Here is a 17,083-nt window from a genome sequence, read left to right as displayed (position 1 = left end):
AGTTAGCGAGCTAAAGTTGAACTTTAGAGATCTTAAATAGGCATCTGTATTTATTTTCTGTTCGATGGATTTTTGACTTTAGATAGAATATTAGTATTTTTGAACGGAGAAATATTTTAGAGTGATATGAGAATAAATTTAAGACTATGGCTGGTTGTCCTTGGGATGGTGATTTGCTTAGGGATTCCGGCTCAGGCACAAAATGGTTTACAGTCGGGTGACGAGTTTGAAACGTTGATGCAAAAGATCCGTCAGGACTTTGTGGCCAATCCCGCCATTGACGAGGCATTGGCTAAGTATAATGAACAGGACGGTTCGTTTACCGATGTAGATTATGCCAGTATACAGCGTACCAATTGGCCTCCATTGGTTCATGTAGAGCGTATCAGCGATTTTGTGTTTGCTTATACCAATCCGAAGAACAAACATTTTGGCGAGGAAGCTTTGTATGATAAGATTGTGAAAGGATTGGAGTTCTGGCATGAGCGTAATCCGTGGTGTCATAATTGGTGGTATAATCAGATTTCCGAACCTCAGAAGTTAGGCGTATTGCTTATCCAGATGCGTACCGGTAAAAAACAATTGCCGGCTGATTTGGAAAAGAAAATATTGGACCGTGTACGGGAAGATGGTGGTGATCCGTCCAAATGGACCGGTGCCAATCGTACGGATATTGCCCTGCATTGGATTTATCGTTCCTGTTTGCAACGGAATGCAGAGGATTTAGCCTATGCGTTGGAGAATGTGTACAATCCGGTCGTTTATACTACGAAAGAAGGATTTCAGCATGACAACAGCAACTTCCAGCACGGACAGCAGTTATACATTGGCGGATACGGTGACGAGATCCTGAAAGGGGTGACGCAGGTTGCCATGTATACTCGAGGTACTCGGTTTGCCATGCCACAGGATAAATTGGAGCTGATCAGCAAGTTTATGCGTGAAACGTATTATGCAGTCATGCGTGGCAAGTATATGTCGTATGACGTACTGGGACGCAGTATCAGCCGTCCGGATATTCTGGACAAATCACGTACTATTCTGTTTGCCAAGCGTATGGTGGAATTGGACAAGGAACATGCCGACGAGTTCCGTGATATTGTGGCACGTATGGAAGGAACGAAAGCACCGGGTGATGGTCTGCAGCCGAAGCATACCCATTATTTCCGCGGTGACTATACTTTGCATGTCCGTCCGCAGTATGCATTTGACGTACGTTTGGTATCGGCCCGTACAGCCCGCTGTGAGTATGGTAATGGAGAAAATTTGAAAACCTATTTCCTGTCGGACGGATGTACGAATATTACGACCCGTGGAGGTGAATATTTCAATATCTTCCCTGTCTGGAACTGGACCCGTATTCCTGGTGTGACAGCTCCTCAGCTCAAGGAAATTCCCTTAGCAGCAAGCGATTGGCAGTGTATGGGTACTTCCACTTTTGCAGGTGGCGTGTCTGACAGTCTTTATGGCGTCACGACCTATGCGTATATGGATACATACAAAGATATCAATACCGGAGCTCATAAAGCTTGGTTCTTTTTTGACGACGAAGTGGTTTGTTTAGGCTCGGATATTCATTCTACTTCTTCCGAGGCTGTCTATACGTCGGTTAATCAGTGTCTGGCTGCTTCTGATGAAGCTGTGGTTTCTGTTGATGGTAAGCAGGAAGTACTTCCTGCCCAAGAGACCGTTTATGAGAATGCCGATTGGGTTTTGCACGACGGCATCGGTTATCTGTTCCCTCAAGGAGGTCGTGTAGTGGCAGGCGCACAGCAACAGAGCGGTACTTGGTATGACATCAACAACAGCGTGAACCGTAAGGAACCGGTGGAGGAGAAGGTATTTACTGTAAGTCTCGATCATGGCCGCCAGCCTGAAAATGCTACTTATGCCTATGTGGTAGTGCCTGGCAAGCGTACAGCTTCCGAGATGGAGAAATATTGTAAAAACAATGCTATCGAGATTTTGAGTAATACGGCTGATATACAGGTTGTCCGTCATAAGAAATTGGATGTTTGGCAGATGGTATTCTATCGTCCGGGGGAATTTAAATATGGTAAGTTATCCGTTCGTGTAGATAAACCTTGTGCTTTGATGGTAAAGAAGGTAGACAGCCGGCGTCCGGTGGTTCATGTCGCCGATCCCGGTCAGACTGGACAGCCTATCCAGGTTAAAGTACGTATTCCCGGTTCGAAAGGCGGAGAACAGACCATTGATTTCCGTCCATCAGACAATCCTATTTTTGCAGGGGCTACCCAATCGTTTACTTTAAAATATTAAGTCTATGGAGATGAATAAATGGTTTGGCACAGCCTGTGCGGTAGCCGCTGGTGCTAGCCTGGTACCGGCTTACCTGGCGGCACAACAGAAACCACATATTATCCTTATTGTATCCGATCAGCATCGGGGAGATGCGATGCATTGCATGGGCAATTCTTCTGTAATCACTCCCAACCTGGACGCTTTGGCTGATGACGGAACTCTTTTTCTGAATGGCTATTCGTCTACACCGAGTAGTACTCCAGCCCGTTCGGGGCTGCTGACTGGATTGTCGCCTTGGCATCATGGCATGCTGGGATATGGTAGGGTAGGAAGTCGGTATCGTTATGAGATGCCGCAGATGTTGCGTGATTTGGATTATTATACATTCGGTATTGGCAAGATGCATTGGTTTCCGCAGAAAGCCTTGCATGGTTTCCATGGCACGTTGGTTGATGAAAGCGGTCGGGTGGAGACCGACGACTTTATCAGTGATTATCGTCTGTGGTTCCAGATGCAGGCACCCGGACTGAATCCAGATTCCACTCATATAGGTTGGAACGATCATGGAGCAGCTACCTATCGACTTCCTGAAGAACTGCATCCTACGGCATGGACTGGCGAGATGGCGCAGGAAATGATACACAACTATAAACATGGAAGCGGACAACCTTTGTTCCTGAAGGTTTCTTTTGCCCGTCCACACAGCCCTTATGATCCGCCCCAACGGTTTGCTGATATGTATAAGGACAAGGATGTACCGGCTCCTTGTGTAGGGGAATGGTGCAAGGACAAGGATTATGCTGTCTTGAAGAATGTTTCAGATGCGCCTTCGGATGCGGCTTATGGAAATTTCGGGGATGAATACGCCAAGAATTCCCGTCGCTATTATTATGCAAACGTGACTTTTATTGATGAAGAGATTGGCAAAATTGTGCAGGCATTGAAAGAGGAGGGCATGTACGATAATGCTTTGATATGTTACATCTCCGATCACGGTGATATGCTGGGCGATCACTATCATTGGCGTAAGACCTATCCCTATGAAGGATCGGTACACGTACCCTATATCGTGAAATGGCCTTCGTCTTGTGGTTTTCCGAAAGGTGGAAAGGTAGATGCACCGGTAGAACTTCGTGACGTGCTCCCTACTTTCCTTGAAATGGCTGGTGGACAGATCCCTGCCGATATGGACGGACAATCATTGGTTCGTCTGATGGATGGAAGCGGAAGAAGTTGGCGTAAATATATCGATTTGGAGCATGCCACTTGTTATAGTCCCGACAACTATTGGTGTGCTTTGACCGACGGGAAGATCAAGTACGTATGGCGTTTCCATACTGGGGCAGAAGAATTGTTCGACTTGGAGAGTGATCCTCACGAAATGAAGAACGTGGTAAATGATAAAAAGTACCACGAGCGGTTAGAAGAACTTCGTGCTGCCATGGTGCAGCATTTGTCCGAACGTGGAGAGGAGTTCGTGAAGAATGGCAAGCTTCAAGTGTTGAAGCGTACAGTTCTTTATAGTCCTCTTTTTCCGGATGAAAATCCGGTCGATACAGGAATCTGACAGGCTGAAGTCAGAAAGATGAAAGCCGTACAAGAATGGTGGGTATGTCGTTTTTGTACGGCTTCCTTTATTAGGATAGAGTGAGATTACATATATGGATTTATAGTAATGGTGATATTTTTATGAAAACGAAAATTCTTTTATTCCTTGGTTTGTTGGTCTGTGTCTTGGATACTTTTTCGGCAAACGCTAACTATCGGTTCAGAACGATGTCTCCTGAAGGTGGTTTTTATTACGATGGTGTGAAAGAGATTGAGCAGGATCAGACCGGTTTTATCTGGGTAATGATGGACTATGAACTTTATCGTTTTGATGGCTATCACTATAAAAAATATTATCCATATTTTGCAAAGCTGCAACCGACTCAGAAATGGCTTTTCAAGAATATGGCATCCGATTCGTCGGGTTGTCTGTATGTGAATACGAACAATGGAATCTATCGTTACGAATCGGTTACAGACCGTTTTGAGTGGATATACGATCCTGTGTCTACGGTAATGGTAGATAACATGGATCGCTTGTGGGTGAGAGTACAGACTTTATGGCATCAGTTGGATGTGAATACAGGTGAACTCTCGGCTCCATTATATGACGGGAAAAAAATAGATTATAGTAATGTCGCTTTTTGTGCCTATCATCAGGATCTGTATAGCTTTGTCCAACAGCGAATTTATCGCTTTAACTATACAGAGGGACAGTTCGAACTTTGTTATGTACTTCCTGATACAGAGGGAAATATACGTTTTGCACAAGCTTGCAAAGGAAGCTTGTGGGTGTTTGTAAATAAAGAGGGGCTGTATCAGATCGATTTGACAACATTCCGAGTAAAGAAACGCTTTAAACCTCTTTCGGAATATGACGGGTCTTCTCTCCGTTCTTTTTATGTAGATAATGAAGGGCAGGTATGGATGGGAACCATGGACGGAGTTTATATACTTGATACAGAGGATGGAAAATTATCTCATTACAAACATTCCCGTTCTGATCCGTTCAGTCTGCCTAATAATTCAGTTTGGGATATATATGGTGACAGGCAGTCGAATGTATGGATTGGAATGTATTCGGGTAAATTGTGTTGCGTGAATGTAAATGAAAGCAATGCGTTCAGATCATGGACACCCAAGGCGGGAGGATTGAATTACGCTCCGGTAAGTGCATTTGCTGAAGATGGTAACAGCCTTTGGATTGGTACGGAAGGCGGAGGCCTTAACCTGATGGATGTATCAACAGGACAGATTATGCCTTTTGTTGATAAAGGAAAGACACCTTTGAGTAATGTGAAATCATTGGTGTTGGATAATGATCGAAGGTTGTGGATTGCAACTTTTAGAGAAGGGCTGGATATGTATGATATCAGGCGGGGAAATATGACGCATTATCGACATGACAAAAATGACAAGCAGTCGTTGCTGGTAAATGATATGAGAAAAGTGGTACAGGAGGCGGATTCCGGGTTGTGGATAGCTTATCAACATCCGAAACCGGTTGTTTCTTATTTTTCTTTTCAGACTCGTTCCTTTGTGCATTATGAATTGGACGATAATACCAATTATTTATTTGATATTCAGCGACAGGGCGAAAATAAGTTGTGGGCTATCAGTAATGAAGCATTATATTGTATGGATGTTCATACGAAGAAAGTGGAGAAAATGATGCCTAATGATTCTACTTATTTGGGGTTGTTTACTTTCTGTTTGGATGATTCTGGTAATATCTGGATTGGTACTATTGGTAATGGACTTGTGAAATTTGATACAAGCTCCTTGCAGTTTATGAGCATGAAGAATATATTGCAGCAAAATATTTATTCCATTTATACGTTGTGCTATGATGCAGGAAATGTATGGATGGGGACAGACAACGGTCTGTATTGTTATAATATAGCACAAAATCATTTGGCACGGTTTGATAAAGGAGAAAACACACAGGGACAAGTGTATTATCCGTTGGCCTCCATGAAAGGGGCGGACGGCACATTGTATTTTGGTGGAACAGATGGATTTACATCCGTAGATCCTAGAAAGATTTCTTATAATTCTTATAAACCGAAAGCGGTAATTTCTGATTTCTTCATAGATCATGAGTCTGTACGTCCGGAATATAGGCTCAATGATTCAGTTCGTGAAGTTGTACTGGATTATGATCAGACAAACTTTGGCTTTCAGTTTGCTTCCGACAGTTATCATATTCCGGAAAAGAATCGTTTTAAATATCGGTTGCGAGGATATAATGATACGTGGATAACGGTCAATGCCCAGAATCGAACAGCCATGTATTCGAAGGTGCCGGCAGGTACATATTATTTTGAGGTTTATGCAGCCAACAATGATGGGGTTTGGAGTGAATATCCTACTGTTGTTAAAGTTGTCAGAAAAACGGCTCCTTGGTTCAGTTGGCCTGCTTATTTGCTCTATTTGTTAATAATTGCAGGAGTAGTTTATGCAGTCTACCGACATTTCTCTGAGAAAAAGAAATTTAAAATGTTACTCTATCAGGAAAGTGTAGAACGTGATAAGAAGGAACAGATACATCAGGCACAACTGCGTTTCTTTACTAACATCTCGCATGATTTCCGGACTCCTCTTTCATTGATTATGGCTGCGTTGGATAAGTTAAGACGTGAGGGACTGAAGGAATATTATTATCGTATTTTGAATGGTAATGTACAGCGGCTGTTGAATCTGGTGAATGAACTGATGGATTTCAGGACTGTTGAGAATGGTATGATGAAATTAGAACTGGAGCAGTTGGATATCAATCGGATGGTGCAGGAAATTGGCAATGACTTTGCAGACTATGCGAAACAGCGGAATATCGATTTTCGGATGATTTTTGACAAGGATTTGCCAGCTTCTGTTTATGCGGATAAGAATGTTGTGGAAAAGATTGTTATGAATTTGTTGAATAATGCATTTAAATATACACGCGAGAAAGGCTCTATTTGTTTGGAAATCAGAGGACCCGGTGAACCCTTTGTTTCAGAACACAAGAATAGTTTTACGGTAGGAAGTTGTGGAGATAATGCTTTTAGCTTAGTGGTAAGCGATACTGGTGTTGGTATTTCAGCTGAATCAATCAGTAGCGTTTTTGAGCGTTTCTATAAAGTGAATACCGTTAATGCGGATTCACATCTAGGTACGGGTATAGGCCTGGCATTGGTTAAGAGTTTGGTATTACTGCAAAAAGGTTCCATTACAATTTATAGTGAGAGGGATAAGGGGACAGATATGGTAGTCCGCCTGCCTTTGGATATAACGCTTTTCCGCGATTCTGACTTTAAGAAACAACCAGTGGAAGTTTCTGACGCAAAAGTTGTTGCCTCTCAGGAAAATACAGATGTTGTAGAAAATGTGGAGGAACGATTGCAGAACGAGAATAAGAAAAAAATCTTGTTAGTAGAAGACAATGCGGATTTGCGTGCATTGATTGCCGAAGCGTTGGCCGATGATTTTCTGGTAGTACAAGCCGGAGATGGATTGGAAGCTTTGAGGCAGATGGAGGAATTGGAATTCGACTTAGTCATTAGTGATATCATGATGCCTAATAAAGATGGCGTTTCATTGTGTAATGATATTAAGAAGGATTTGAATACATCGCATATTCCTGTTGTTTTACTAACCGCCAAGACGAGCCTTGAAAGTAAAATCGAAGGTGTGGACTCTGGAGCTGATCTTTATTTTGAGAAACCGATTGATCTGACTTATCTGAAACTATCATTGCTGAACATATTTCGTAACAGGCAACAATTGAAGGAACATTATGCGAAGAATTATTATGCAGATACCAGCGAATTGGTTACCAACGAACAGGATAATCGTTTCTTAAAACAGTTTGTTGATTTTGTAGAAACCAACATGGATCAACCTCAGATGGATGTCAATCAGATTGCTGAAGAGTTGGGAATGAGCCGGAGTAAGCTGTACTCCAAAGTAAAAGGTTTGACAGGTAAATCGGTTGTTGAATTTGTGCTGAATTGCCGTTTGCGTAAGGCTGCTCGTTTGATAATAGAGGAAAATCTGACGATGCGTGAAGTAATGATGCAAGTTGGCATTGAGAGTCAGGCTTATTTTACCAATTCATTTAAGAAGGTGTTTGGGGAGACACCTACTTCGTTTGCCACAAAACATAAAAAATAAAGCGAAATAAGCGATTTGGATAAAACAAATGGCGAATAGAGTAAGCCTTCACGGCTGAAATTGGCTTTTTTTGCATCCAGAAACTTTTATCGCATATTATGAATAAGCTTTGGGCAATTTTATTTTGTAGTTACTTTTATTGCGTCGGAAGTGTCCATGCACAGGATCGGACGACACTATTGCCTGCCGATCAGGAAATCCAGTTAAAGTATGGAGCCGATCGTTTAGGGAAGCGTAGCGATGCTGCTATGCGGAAGTTCCGTGACAATAGGTTGGGTGCTTTTATACATTGGGGGCTTTATGCTATTCCTGGTGGAGAATGGAATGGAAAAGTATATAATGGTGCAGCTGAATGGTTGAAGGCATGGGCAAAGGTCCCTTCAGAGGAATGGATGAAGCTGATGGATCAATGGAATCCACAAAACTTTGATGCCAGGGCTTGGGCGAAGATGGCCAAACAAATGGGAGTGAAGTATGTGAAGATTACTACCAAGCATCACGAAGGATTTTGTCTTTGGCCCAGTAAATATACGAAATATACGGTTGCCAATACGCCTTATAAGAAAGATATTTTGGGCGAACTGGTGAAGGCTTACAACGACGAAGGCATCGACGTGCATTTTTATTTCTCGGTAATGGACTGGAGTCATCCTGACTATCGCTATGACATCAAGTCAAAAGAAGATGAGGAAGCATTTAACCGATTTCTGGAATTTACAGATAACCAGCTGAAGGAACTGGCTACCCGCTATCCCACCGTCAAAGACTTTTGGTTTGATGGAACGTGGGATGCCAGCATTAAGAAAAACGGCTGGTGGACAGCTCATGTCGAGAAGATGTTGAAGGAACTGGTTCCGGGCGTTACTATCAATAGTCGTTTACGTGCTGATGATTATGGTAAACGTCATTTCGATAGTAACGGACATCTGATGGGGGATTATGAGTCGGGATATGAACGTCGTTTGCCCGATCCTGTGAAGGACTTGAAGGTGACCCGTTGGGACTGGGAAGCTTGTATGACCGTACCCGAAAATCAGTGGGGATATCACAAAGACTGGTCGTTAAGTTATGTAAAGACTCCGTTGGAGGTGTTGGAGCGCATTGTCCATGCCGTTTCGATGGGAGGTAACATGGTGGTGAACTTCGGTCCCCAGCCTGACGGTGATTTCCGTCCCGAAGAGAAGCAGCTGGCAGAAAGCATCGGCCGCTGGATGAAGAAGTATGGCGAGTGTATCTATGGTTGCGACTATTCCGGCTGGGAGAAGCAGGCGTGGGGATACTACACCCGCAAGGGCAAGGATGTATATATGGTTGTGTTCAATCCTCCTTATTCCAAGCATTTGGTTGTAAAGACTCCTGTTGGTACTGAAATTGTTAAGGCAGTGACTGTAAATGGAGGGAATGATGTGAAAATCACCGAAACAGCTCGTAATGAATACAATGTGGATATGCCGGATAAAGATCCGGGTGAACCGTTTGTCATTAAACTTGAAACAAAAGAAAAAACGTCAGAAACAGACAAATATCGGGATGCTTTGACTTGATTGTAATATATGGGTCTGTTTCTATTTTATGGAAAAGAAAAACTTCTAACCTGAGTTATAATAGTTGAATATCTAAAGAAAAACATTTAGTATGATGAAAAATATAAGTTTATGCGCAATCTTGTGGTTGGTTGCAGCTTTGCAAGTGGTAGCTCAGCCGAGATTCAATAAAACTGAAGTGAAGGCTTGGATGAAACGGGTAGCTGATTGGCAAATAGCTAATCCTAACAAGGAGGCTGAACACGATGACTTGGATTGGACTCATGCTGCACTTTACATGGGCATGGTGGATTGGGCCGAATTGACAGAAAATGAAGACGGCGACAGTTCTTATTATAAATGGTTGCTTCGTATTGGCCGAAGAAATCATTTCCAGATGGGCAAGTGGATGTATCATGCCGACTTCATTGCCGTGGGGCAGCCTTTCATTGACCTCTATCGGAAGTATGGTGAGATAAAGATGATAGCTCCTGTGATGGCGCGTGCCAATTGGGTGGTGGACAATCTGCCTGAAACGACTTTGGAGTTGGATTATAGTCGCATAGAAACATTGAGCCGCTGGTCTTGGTGTGACGCACTGTTCATGGCACCTCCCGTCTATGCCAAGCTTTATGCACAAACGCTCGACAAGAAGTATCTGAACTTTTTAAATAGGGAATATAAGGCTACCTACGATTACTTGTATGACAAAGAGGAACAAATGTTCTACCGTGACCGCCGTTATTTTGACAAGCGGGAAGCCAATGGTAAAAAGGTGTTTTGGGGACGGGGTAACGGTTGGGTCTTGGGAGGATTGGCCGAGATTCTTCAGGCGCTTCCTGGTGACGAACCTTCGCGTAAATTCTACCAAGACCTGTTTGTCACACTGGCCACTCGCGTTGTCGGCTTGCAGAGTCCCGACGGATATTGGCATGCCAGTTTGCTCGATCCGGAATCTTATCCTTCGCCCGAGACGAGTGCCACAGGTTTTATTGTTTATGCTTTGGCTTATGGAGTTAACGAGGGATTACTCGATAAAGCTACATTCCTGCCAGTTGTAGCAAAGGGCTGGAAGGCATTGGTTGATGCAGTCGATGCCGACGGTAAGTTGGGATATGTTCAACCTATCGGCGCCGATCCGCGTAAGGTGACCCGCGATATGACTGAAGTCTATGGCGTAGGTGCTTTCCTGATGGCAGGATGTCAGATTTGTCGTTTAGCAGAAAGTGCTGATTAAGTTAAAATAGAAGACCATGAAAACACTGATAATAAAGAAGACTATATTGTTGTCAGTCGTATGGCTGATATGCTTGCTGGGCTTTGCACCGAAGGCGGAAGCCCGCGATGTGACGTCGTTCAACGACGGGTGGGAATTTAAGAAAGGGCCGTTTGCGTCGGATGCCATGCAGGTGGCGGCCAAGTGGAATGCCGACTGGGAGAAGGTGACCGTGCCCCACACCTGGAATGCGGACGACATGCAGAAGAAGACTAACAGCTTCTATGCCGGCGTGGCCTATTATCGGAAACAGCATGTCTTCCCCAAGTCGCTGGAAGGCAAGCGCATCTTCCTGCGCTTCGAGGGCGTGGGCTCGTGTGCCGAGGTCTATGTTAATGGCTATCTGGTGGGGACGCACAAGGGGGCCTATTCGGCTTTCGTTTGCGAAATCGGCGCACAGGTTAAGTATGGTGAGGAGAATGAAATTGTGGTGAAGGCCGATAACACGGCGCGGCCTGACGTGATACCGGTCAACCATGGCCTGTTTGGTGTCTATGGCGGCATCTACCGTCCTGTATGGCTGGTGGTAACTGAACCCTGCAACATCGTGGTGAACGACTGCGCTTCGCCGGGTGTGTACATCACGCAGAAGAATGTGTCGAAGAAATCGGCCGAGGTGTCTGTCAAGGTGAAGCTGGACAATGCCACGCTGGCGCCGGTTCCTTTGGAGCTGGAGAATGCCATTTATACCCGCGAAGGCAAGCTGGTCAAGACGCATCGCCAGTCTTTCGACCTGACACCTCAGGGTGTGCAGAGCTATGTCTCCCATTTCAAGATCAGCAATCCTCACTTGTGGCAGGGACGGGAAGATCCTTATCTTTATAAGGTGGTGTCGCGCCTGAAGCAGGACGGGCAGGTCATCGACGAGGTGGTGCAGCCCCTGGGCTTGCGCAAGTACGAAGCCATCGCCGGCAAGGGCTTCTTCCTGAACGGCAAGAAGTATCCCATGTACGGCGTTACCCGCCATCAGGACTGGTGGGGACTGGGCAGCGCGCTGACCAACAAGGAGCACGACTTCGACCTGGCGCAGATTATGGAGGTGGGAGCCACGACCGTGCGCTTCGCCCACTACCAGCAGTCGGACTACATCTACTCGCGTTGCGACACGCTGGGCCTTGTCATCTGGGCTGAGATTCCTTTCGTGAACCGCGTCACGGGGCAGGAGTGGGACAACGTCCACCAGCAGATGCGTGAGCTGATACGCCAGAGCTTCAACCACCCCTCCATCTACGTGTGGGGCATCCATAACGAAGTCTACCATCCGCACGGCTATACGGCGGCGCTCACTCAGTCTGTCCACGACCTCTGCAAGCTCGAGGACCCCGACCGCTATACGGTGGCCGTCAACGGCTACGGCCATGTGGAGCATCCCGTCAACGAGAATACCGACATACAGGGCATGAACCGCTACTTCGGATGGTACGAGAAGAAGATACAGGACATTAAGCCCTGGGTCGAGAAGATGGAGAAGGAATATCCCTGGCAGCGGCTGATGCTGACCGAATATGGTGCGGATGCCAACATAGAGCATCAGACGGAGGTACTGGGCGACGCCCTGAACTGGGGCAGCGACTTCTATCCCGAGACTTTCCAGACCAAGACGCACGAGTACCAGTGGAGCATCATCGCCCAGCACCCCTACATCCTGGCATCCTACCTGTGGAATACGTTCGACTTTGCCGTGCCCATGTGGAAGCGCGGCGGCGTGGATGCGCGCAACATGAAGGGCCTTATTACCTTCGACCGCAAGACGCGCAAGGACTCCTTCTACTGGTACAAGGCCAACTGGAGCAAGGAACCTGTGCTCTACCTGACGCAGCGCCGCAACACGGAGCGCGAGCGCAAGGAGACTTCCGTGACAGTTTACTCTAACCTCGGCACGCCCCGCGTCTACCTGAACGGCCGGGAGCTGGAAGGCATCCGCAAGGGCTATACCGATGTCCACTACGTTTTCGATAAAGTGACTCTGGCCGAAGGGCGCAACGTGCTCAAGGCCGTCATCACCTCCGATGGCAAGGAATACACCGACGAAATCGTATGGAACTACAATGGCGATCGTGTACGCCAGGCCGATTCTTACGAACATAAGAAAGAACATGCTGGCTGGTAATTTTTAATGGTTTTTTGTTAGGCAAAGAGGATCGGACGCAGGGAGCCGGTCCTCTTTTGTTTTTCTTGAGTTTAGTCATTTTAAACTCCTGGTTTAGTCGCTTTAAACTTCCAGTTTAATCGTATTAAACTCTCAGTTTATCACCGTTAAACTGTCAGTTTATTATGGATAAATTGAAATAAACTCGTAGGCAGTGGGGAATATTGTGTACGAAAGGCATGGACAAGAAGGTCGTATCTTGGGAAATAAAGATGGCATGGTGGCTGCTTTGATGAACTTGCTGATGATAAAAGGAGAGTTTTCTTTGCTCTTTTCTTACGATTCTATAGAAAAATATGTTTTTTTTCTTCAAACTGTTTGGATATTATAAAAAAGCCCTTACCTTTGCATCACGTTAAGCAACAAAAGATAATAGAATTACCAATTTTAAAGAGATAAGAAAGATATGATGCTACATACATCCATTAACCTGGCAGTCCTGCATATTATTCGCGTCGTGGTCTTGAAATCAAGAGCGTGAGAAAGGTTTTGTGTATGTATTCATACGTCGGAAGATAATTATTGAAGCCTTTCTCACTGATGAGAAAGGCTTTTTTCATTGAAAGGAGAACAACAAAGATGAAACACCAGTTACGCAGTTCGTTCAGTACGCAGGGCCGCCGCATGGCCGGGGCACGTGCGTTGTGGGTGGCCAACGGCATGAAGCGCGAGCAGATGGGCAAGCCCATCATTGCCATCGTCAATTCGTTCACGCAGTTTGTACCCGGTCACGTCCACCTGCACGAAATCGGCCAGTATGTCAAGGAAGAGATTGAAAAGCTGGGCTGCTTTGCCGCCGAGTTCAATACCATCGCCATCGACGACGGCATCGCCATGGGACACGACGGCATGCTCTACTCCCTGCCTTCGCGCGACATCATTGCCGATAGCGTGGAGTACATGGTCAACGCCCACAAGGCCGACGCCATGGTGTGCATCAGCAACTGCGACAAGATAACGCCGGGCATGCTCATGGCAGCCATGCGCCTGAACATCCCCACCGTCTTCGTTTCGGGCGGACCGATGGAGGCGGGCGAATGGAAGGGACAGCACCTCGACCTGATAGACGCCATGATCAAGTCGGCCGACACGACGGTGAGCGACGACGAAGTGGCCAAGATTGAGCAGCATGCCTGCCCCACGTGCGGATGCTGCTCGGGCATGTTCACCGCCAACTCCATGAACTGCCTGAACGAGGCTATCGGCCTGGCCCTGCCGGGCAACGGCACCATCGTGGCTACGCACGAGAACCGCAAGAAGCTTTTCAAGGACGCCGCCAAGCTGATTGTGGAGAACGCTTACAAATACTACGAGGACGGTGACGAGAGCGTGTTGCCACGTAGCATCGCAACCCGCGAGGCTTTTCTCAACGCCATGACGCTGGACATTGCCATGGGTGGCTCGACTAACACGGTACTCCACCTGCTGGCTGTGGCTCATGAGGCGGGGGCCGACTTCAAGATGGAAGACATCGACATGCTGTCGCGCAAGACGCCCTGTCTCTGCAAGGTGGCGCCCAACACGCAGAAGTACCATGTAGAGGACGTGAACCGTGCAGGTGGTATTGTAGCTATCATGGCCGAGCTGGCCAAGGGTGGACTCGTCGATACCAGCGTGAAGCGCGTGGACGGCCTGACGCTGGCCGAAGAGATTGACCAGTATTGCATCACCAGCCCCAACGTCTGCAAGAAGGCGCTGAAGAAATACGCCAGTGCTCCCGGCGGCAAGTTCAACCTGAAGCTGGGTTCGCAGGACAACAGCTATAAGGAATACGACACCGATCGTGCCGAGGGTTGTATCCGCGACCTGGAGCATGCCTACAGCAAGGACGGCGGACTGGCCGTGCTGAAGGGAAACATCGCACAGGACGGTTGCGTAGTGAAGACTGCCGGTGTGGACGAAAGCATCTGGAAGTTCACCGGTCCTGCCAAAGTCTTCGACTCGCAGGAAGCTGCCTGCGAAGGTATCCTGGACGGCAAGGTGCAGAGCGGCGACGTGGTGGTCATCACTTACGAAGGTCCCAAGGGCGGCCCAGGCATGCAGGAGATGCTTTATCCCACCTCTTATATCAAGTCGCGCCACCTGGGCAAGGAGTGTGCCCTCATTACCGACGGGCGCTTCAGCGGTGGCACGTCGGGCTTGAGCATCGGCCACATCTCGCCCGAAGCGGCAGCCGGCGGCAACATCGGCAAGCTGGTGGATGGCGACATCATCGAGATAGATATCCCCAACCGTACCATCAATGTCCGGCTGACCGATGCCGAACTGGCGGCACGTCCCATGACGCCTGTCACTCGCAACCGCGAGGTGTCCAAGGCGCTGAAGGCCTACGCCAGCCTGGTGAGCTCGGCAGACAAGGGAGCGGTGAGGATTATATAATTGAAAATTGAGAATTGAAAATTAATAGCCTTGTGATTTCGCAGGCAATTTTCCATTTTCAATTCTCCATTATCCATTAAAGAAATGAAAGATACAATTACAGGCGCAGAAGCCCTGATGCGCTCTCTGGAGCACGAAGGGGTACAAACGATATTCGGCTATCCGGGCGGCAGCATTATGCCCGTGTTCGATGCCTTATACGACCATCGGAAGACGTTGAACCACATCCTGGTGCGCCACGAACAGGGTGCTACCCATGCCGCGCAGGGCTTTGCCCGTGTGTCGGGTCAGGTAGGTGTTTGCCTCGTGACCAGTGGGCCGGGTGCCACCAATACCATTACCGGCATTGCCGACGCCATGATAGACAGTACGCCTATCGTGGTCATTGCCGGGCAGGTGGGTACAGGTTTCCTCGGTACGGATGCCTTTCAGGAAGTGGACCTTGTAGGCATCACCCAACCCATCACTAAGTGGAGTTACCAGATCCGTCGGGCCGAAGATGTGCCTTGGGCCGTGGCGCGTGCCTTCTACATTGCCCGTAGCGGTCGGCCGGGCCCTGTGGTGCTCGACTTTGCCAAGAACGCGCAGGTAGACAAGATGGAATATGCTCCTGTGACAGTCGATTATATTCGCAGCTACCAGCCCGTGCCCGACATGGATATGGAAGCCATCCGCGAGGCAGCCGATCTCATCAATGCTGCCGAACGCCCGTTGGTACTCGTGGGGCAGGGGGTAGAGTTGGGCAATGCACAGGCCGAACTCCGGGCCTTCATCGAGAAAGCCGGATTGCCTGCCGGACGTACCCTGCTGGGACTTTCGGCCCTTCCTTCCGACCATCCGTTGAACAAAGGTATGCTGGGCATGCACGGCAATCTGGGGCCGAACATCAATACCAATAAGTGCGACGTGCTGATAGCCGTGGGCATGCGCTTCGACGACCGTGTGACGGGCAACGTAGCTACTTATGCTCCGCAGGCTAAAATCATTCATTTCGACATCGACCCTGCCGAGATAGACAAGAACATCAAGACCGACGTGGCCGTGTTGGGCGATTGCAAACAGACGCTTCCTGCTGTTACCGAACTGCTGAAGCCCGCTACCCATCAGGAATGGCTCGACAGCTTCCGTACTTACGAGGAAGTAGAGGAGGAGAAAGTAATCCGTCCTGAACTCCATCGCACGACTCGCGAACTGAGCATGGGTGAGGTGGTACGTGCCGTGAGCGAAGCTACAAACAACGAAGCCATCCTGGTGACCGACGTAGGCCAGAACCAGATGATGTCTGCCCGCTACTTCAAATATACCCGCGAGCGCAGCATCGTTACCTCTGGCGGACTGGGTACGATGGGCTTCGGCCTTCCTGCCGCCATTGGTGCCACCTTTGGTCGTCCCGACCGTACCGTCTGCGTCTTTATGGGTGACGGCGGCCTACAGATGAACTTGCAGGAGCTGGGCACGGTGATGGAGCAGAAGGCACCTGTCAAAATGATATTGATGAATAACAACTACCTGGGTAACGTGCGCCAGTGGCAGGCCATGTTCTTCAACCGCCGCTACTCGTTTACCCCCATGCTGAACCCTGACTACATGCAGATAGCCGCCGCATACGGCATCCCTTCACGCCGCGTCATGGAGCGTTCGGAGTTGGCCGATGCCATCCGCGAGATGCTGGCCACGGACGGTCCCTTCCTGCTCGAGGCCTGCGTGGAAGAAGAGGGTAACGTTATGCCGATGACGCCTCCGGGTGGTTCGGTGAACCAGATGCTTTTGGAATGCTAAAAGATACAGACT

The 17,083-nt window shown here is 47.8% G+C and carries 9 protein-coding genes; all 9 read left to right on the top strand.

The genetic code is table 11. From position 1 onward, the window contains the following. The first annotated feature begins 126 nt into the window (after window positions 1-126). The 9 genes from BQ8005_RS09815 (at window position 127) to ilvB (ending at window position 17,071) form a co-directional block, all read left to right on the top strand. Window positions 127-2,280, top strand: a complete 2,154-nt coding sequence (locus BQ8005_RS09815) for a polysaccharide lyase 8 family protein (protein ID WP_075317920.1) — start codon at window positions 127-129, stop codon at window positions 2,278-2,280. 10 nt (window positions 2,281-2,290) lie between these two features. Next, window positions 2,291-3,829: an arylsulfatase gene (locus tag BQ8005_RS09810; RefSeq protein ID WP_075319111.1), complete on the top strand. Its 1,539-nt coding sequence runs from the start codon at window positions 2,291-2,293 to the stop codon at window positions 3,827-3,829. A gap of 122 nt (window positions 3,830-3,951) precedes the next feature. Further along, window positions 3,952-7,965: a hybrid sensor histidine kinase/response regulator transcription factor gene (locus BQ8005_RS09805; RefSeq protein ID WP_075317919.1), complete on the top strand. Its 4,014-nt coding sequence runs from the start codon at window positions 3,952-3,954 to the stop codon at window positions 7,963-7,965. A 98-nt stretch (window positions 7,966-8,063) separates the two neighbouring features. Continuing rightward, window positions 8,064-9,509 (top strand): alpha-L-fucosidase, encoded by a 1,446-nt coding sequence (locus BQ8005_RS09800; protein WP_394334102.1) that lies wholly within the window; start codon window positions 8,064-8,066, stop codon window positions 9,507-9,509. A 94-nt stretch (window positions 9,510-9,603) separates the two neighbouring features. Beyond that, the gene (locus BQ8005_RS09795) at window positions 9,604-10,725 is read left to right on the top strand and encodes a glycoside hydrolase family 88/105 protein (protein WP_075319109.1); all 1,122 of its coding nucleotides are present in this window, start codon (window positions 9,604-9,606) and stop codon (window positions 10,723-10,725) included. Window positions 10,726-10,741: 16 nt separating this feature from the next. Beyond that, a complete protein-coding gene (locus BQ8005_RS09790) occupies window positions 10,742-12,874 on the top strand; it encodes a glycoside hydrolase family 2 protein (RefSeq protein ID WP_083610544.1) in 2,133 nt (710 codons plus the stop codon). Window positions 12,875-13,067: 193 nt separating this feature from the next. After that, window positions 13,068-13,244, top strand: coding sequence for a hypothetical protein (locus tag BQ8005_RS17395; RefSeq protein WP_159436235.1), 177 nt, complete (start codon window positions 13,068-13,070; stop codon window positions 13,242-13,244). A gap of 248 nt (window positions 13,245-13,492) precedes the next feature. Next, window positions 13,493-15,292: a dihydroxy-acid dehydratase gene (gene ilvD, locus BQ8005_RS09785; RefSeq protein WP_075317917.1), complete on the top strand. Its 1,800-nt coding sequence runs from the start codon at window positions 13,493-13,495 to the stop codon at window positions 15,290-15,292. An 84-nt stretch (window positions 15,293-15,376) separates the two neighbouring features. Then, entirely contained in the window at window positions 15,377-17,071 is a 1,695-nt protein-coding gene (gene ilvB / locus BQ8005_RS09780; protein WP_075317916.1) for a biosynthetic-type acetolactate synthase large subunit, read from the top strand. Window positions 17,072-17,083 lie beyond the last annotated feature (12 nt).

It is taken from the genome of Bacteroides togonis (assembly GCF_900130135.1).
GTDB classification, from domain to species: Bacteria; Bacteroidota; Bacteroidia; order Bacteroidales; family Bacteroidaceae; genus Bacteroides; species Bacteroides pullorum.
The sequence above is the reverse complement of the archived record's forward strand: the minus strand, read 5'-3'. Positions and strand labels throughout refer to the sequence as shown.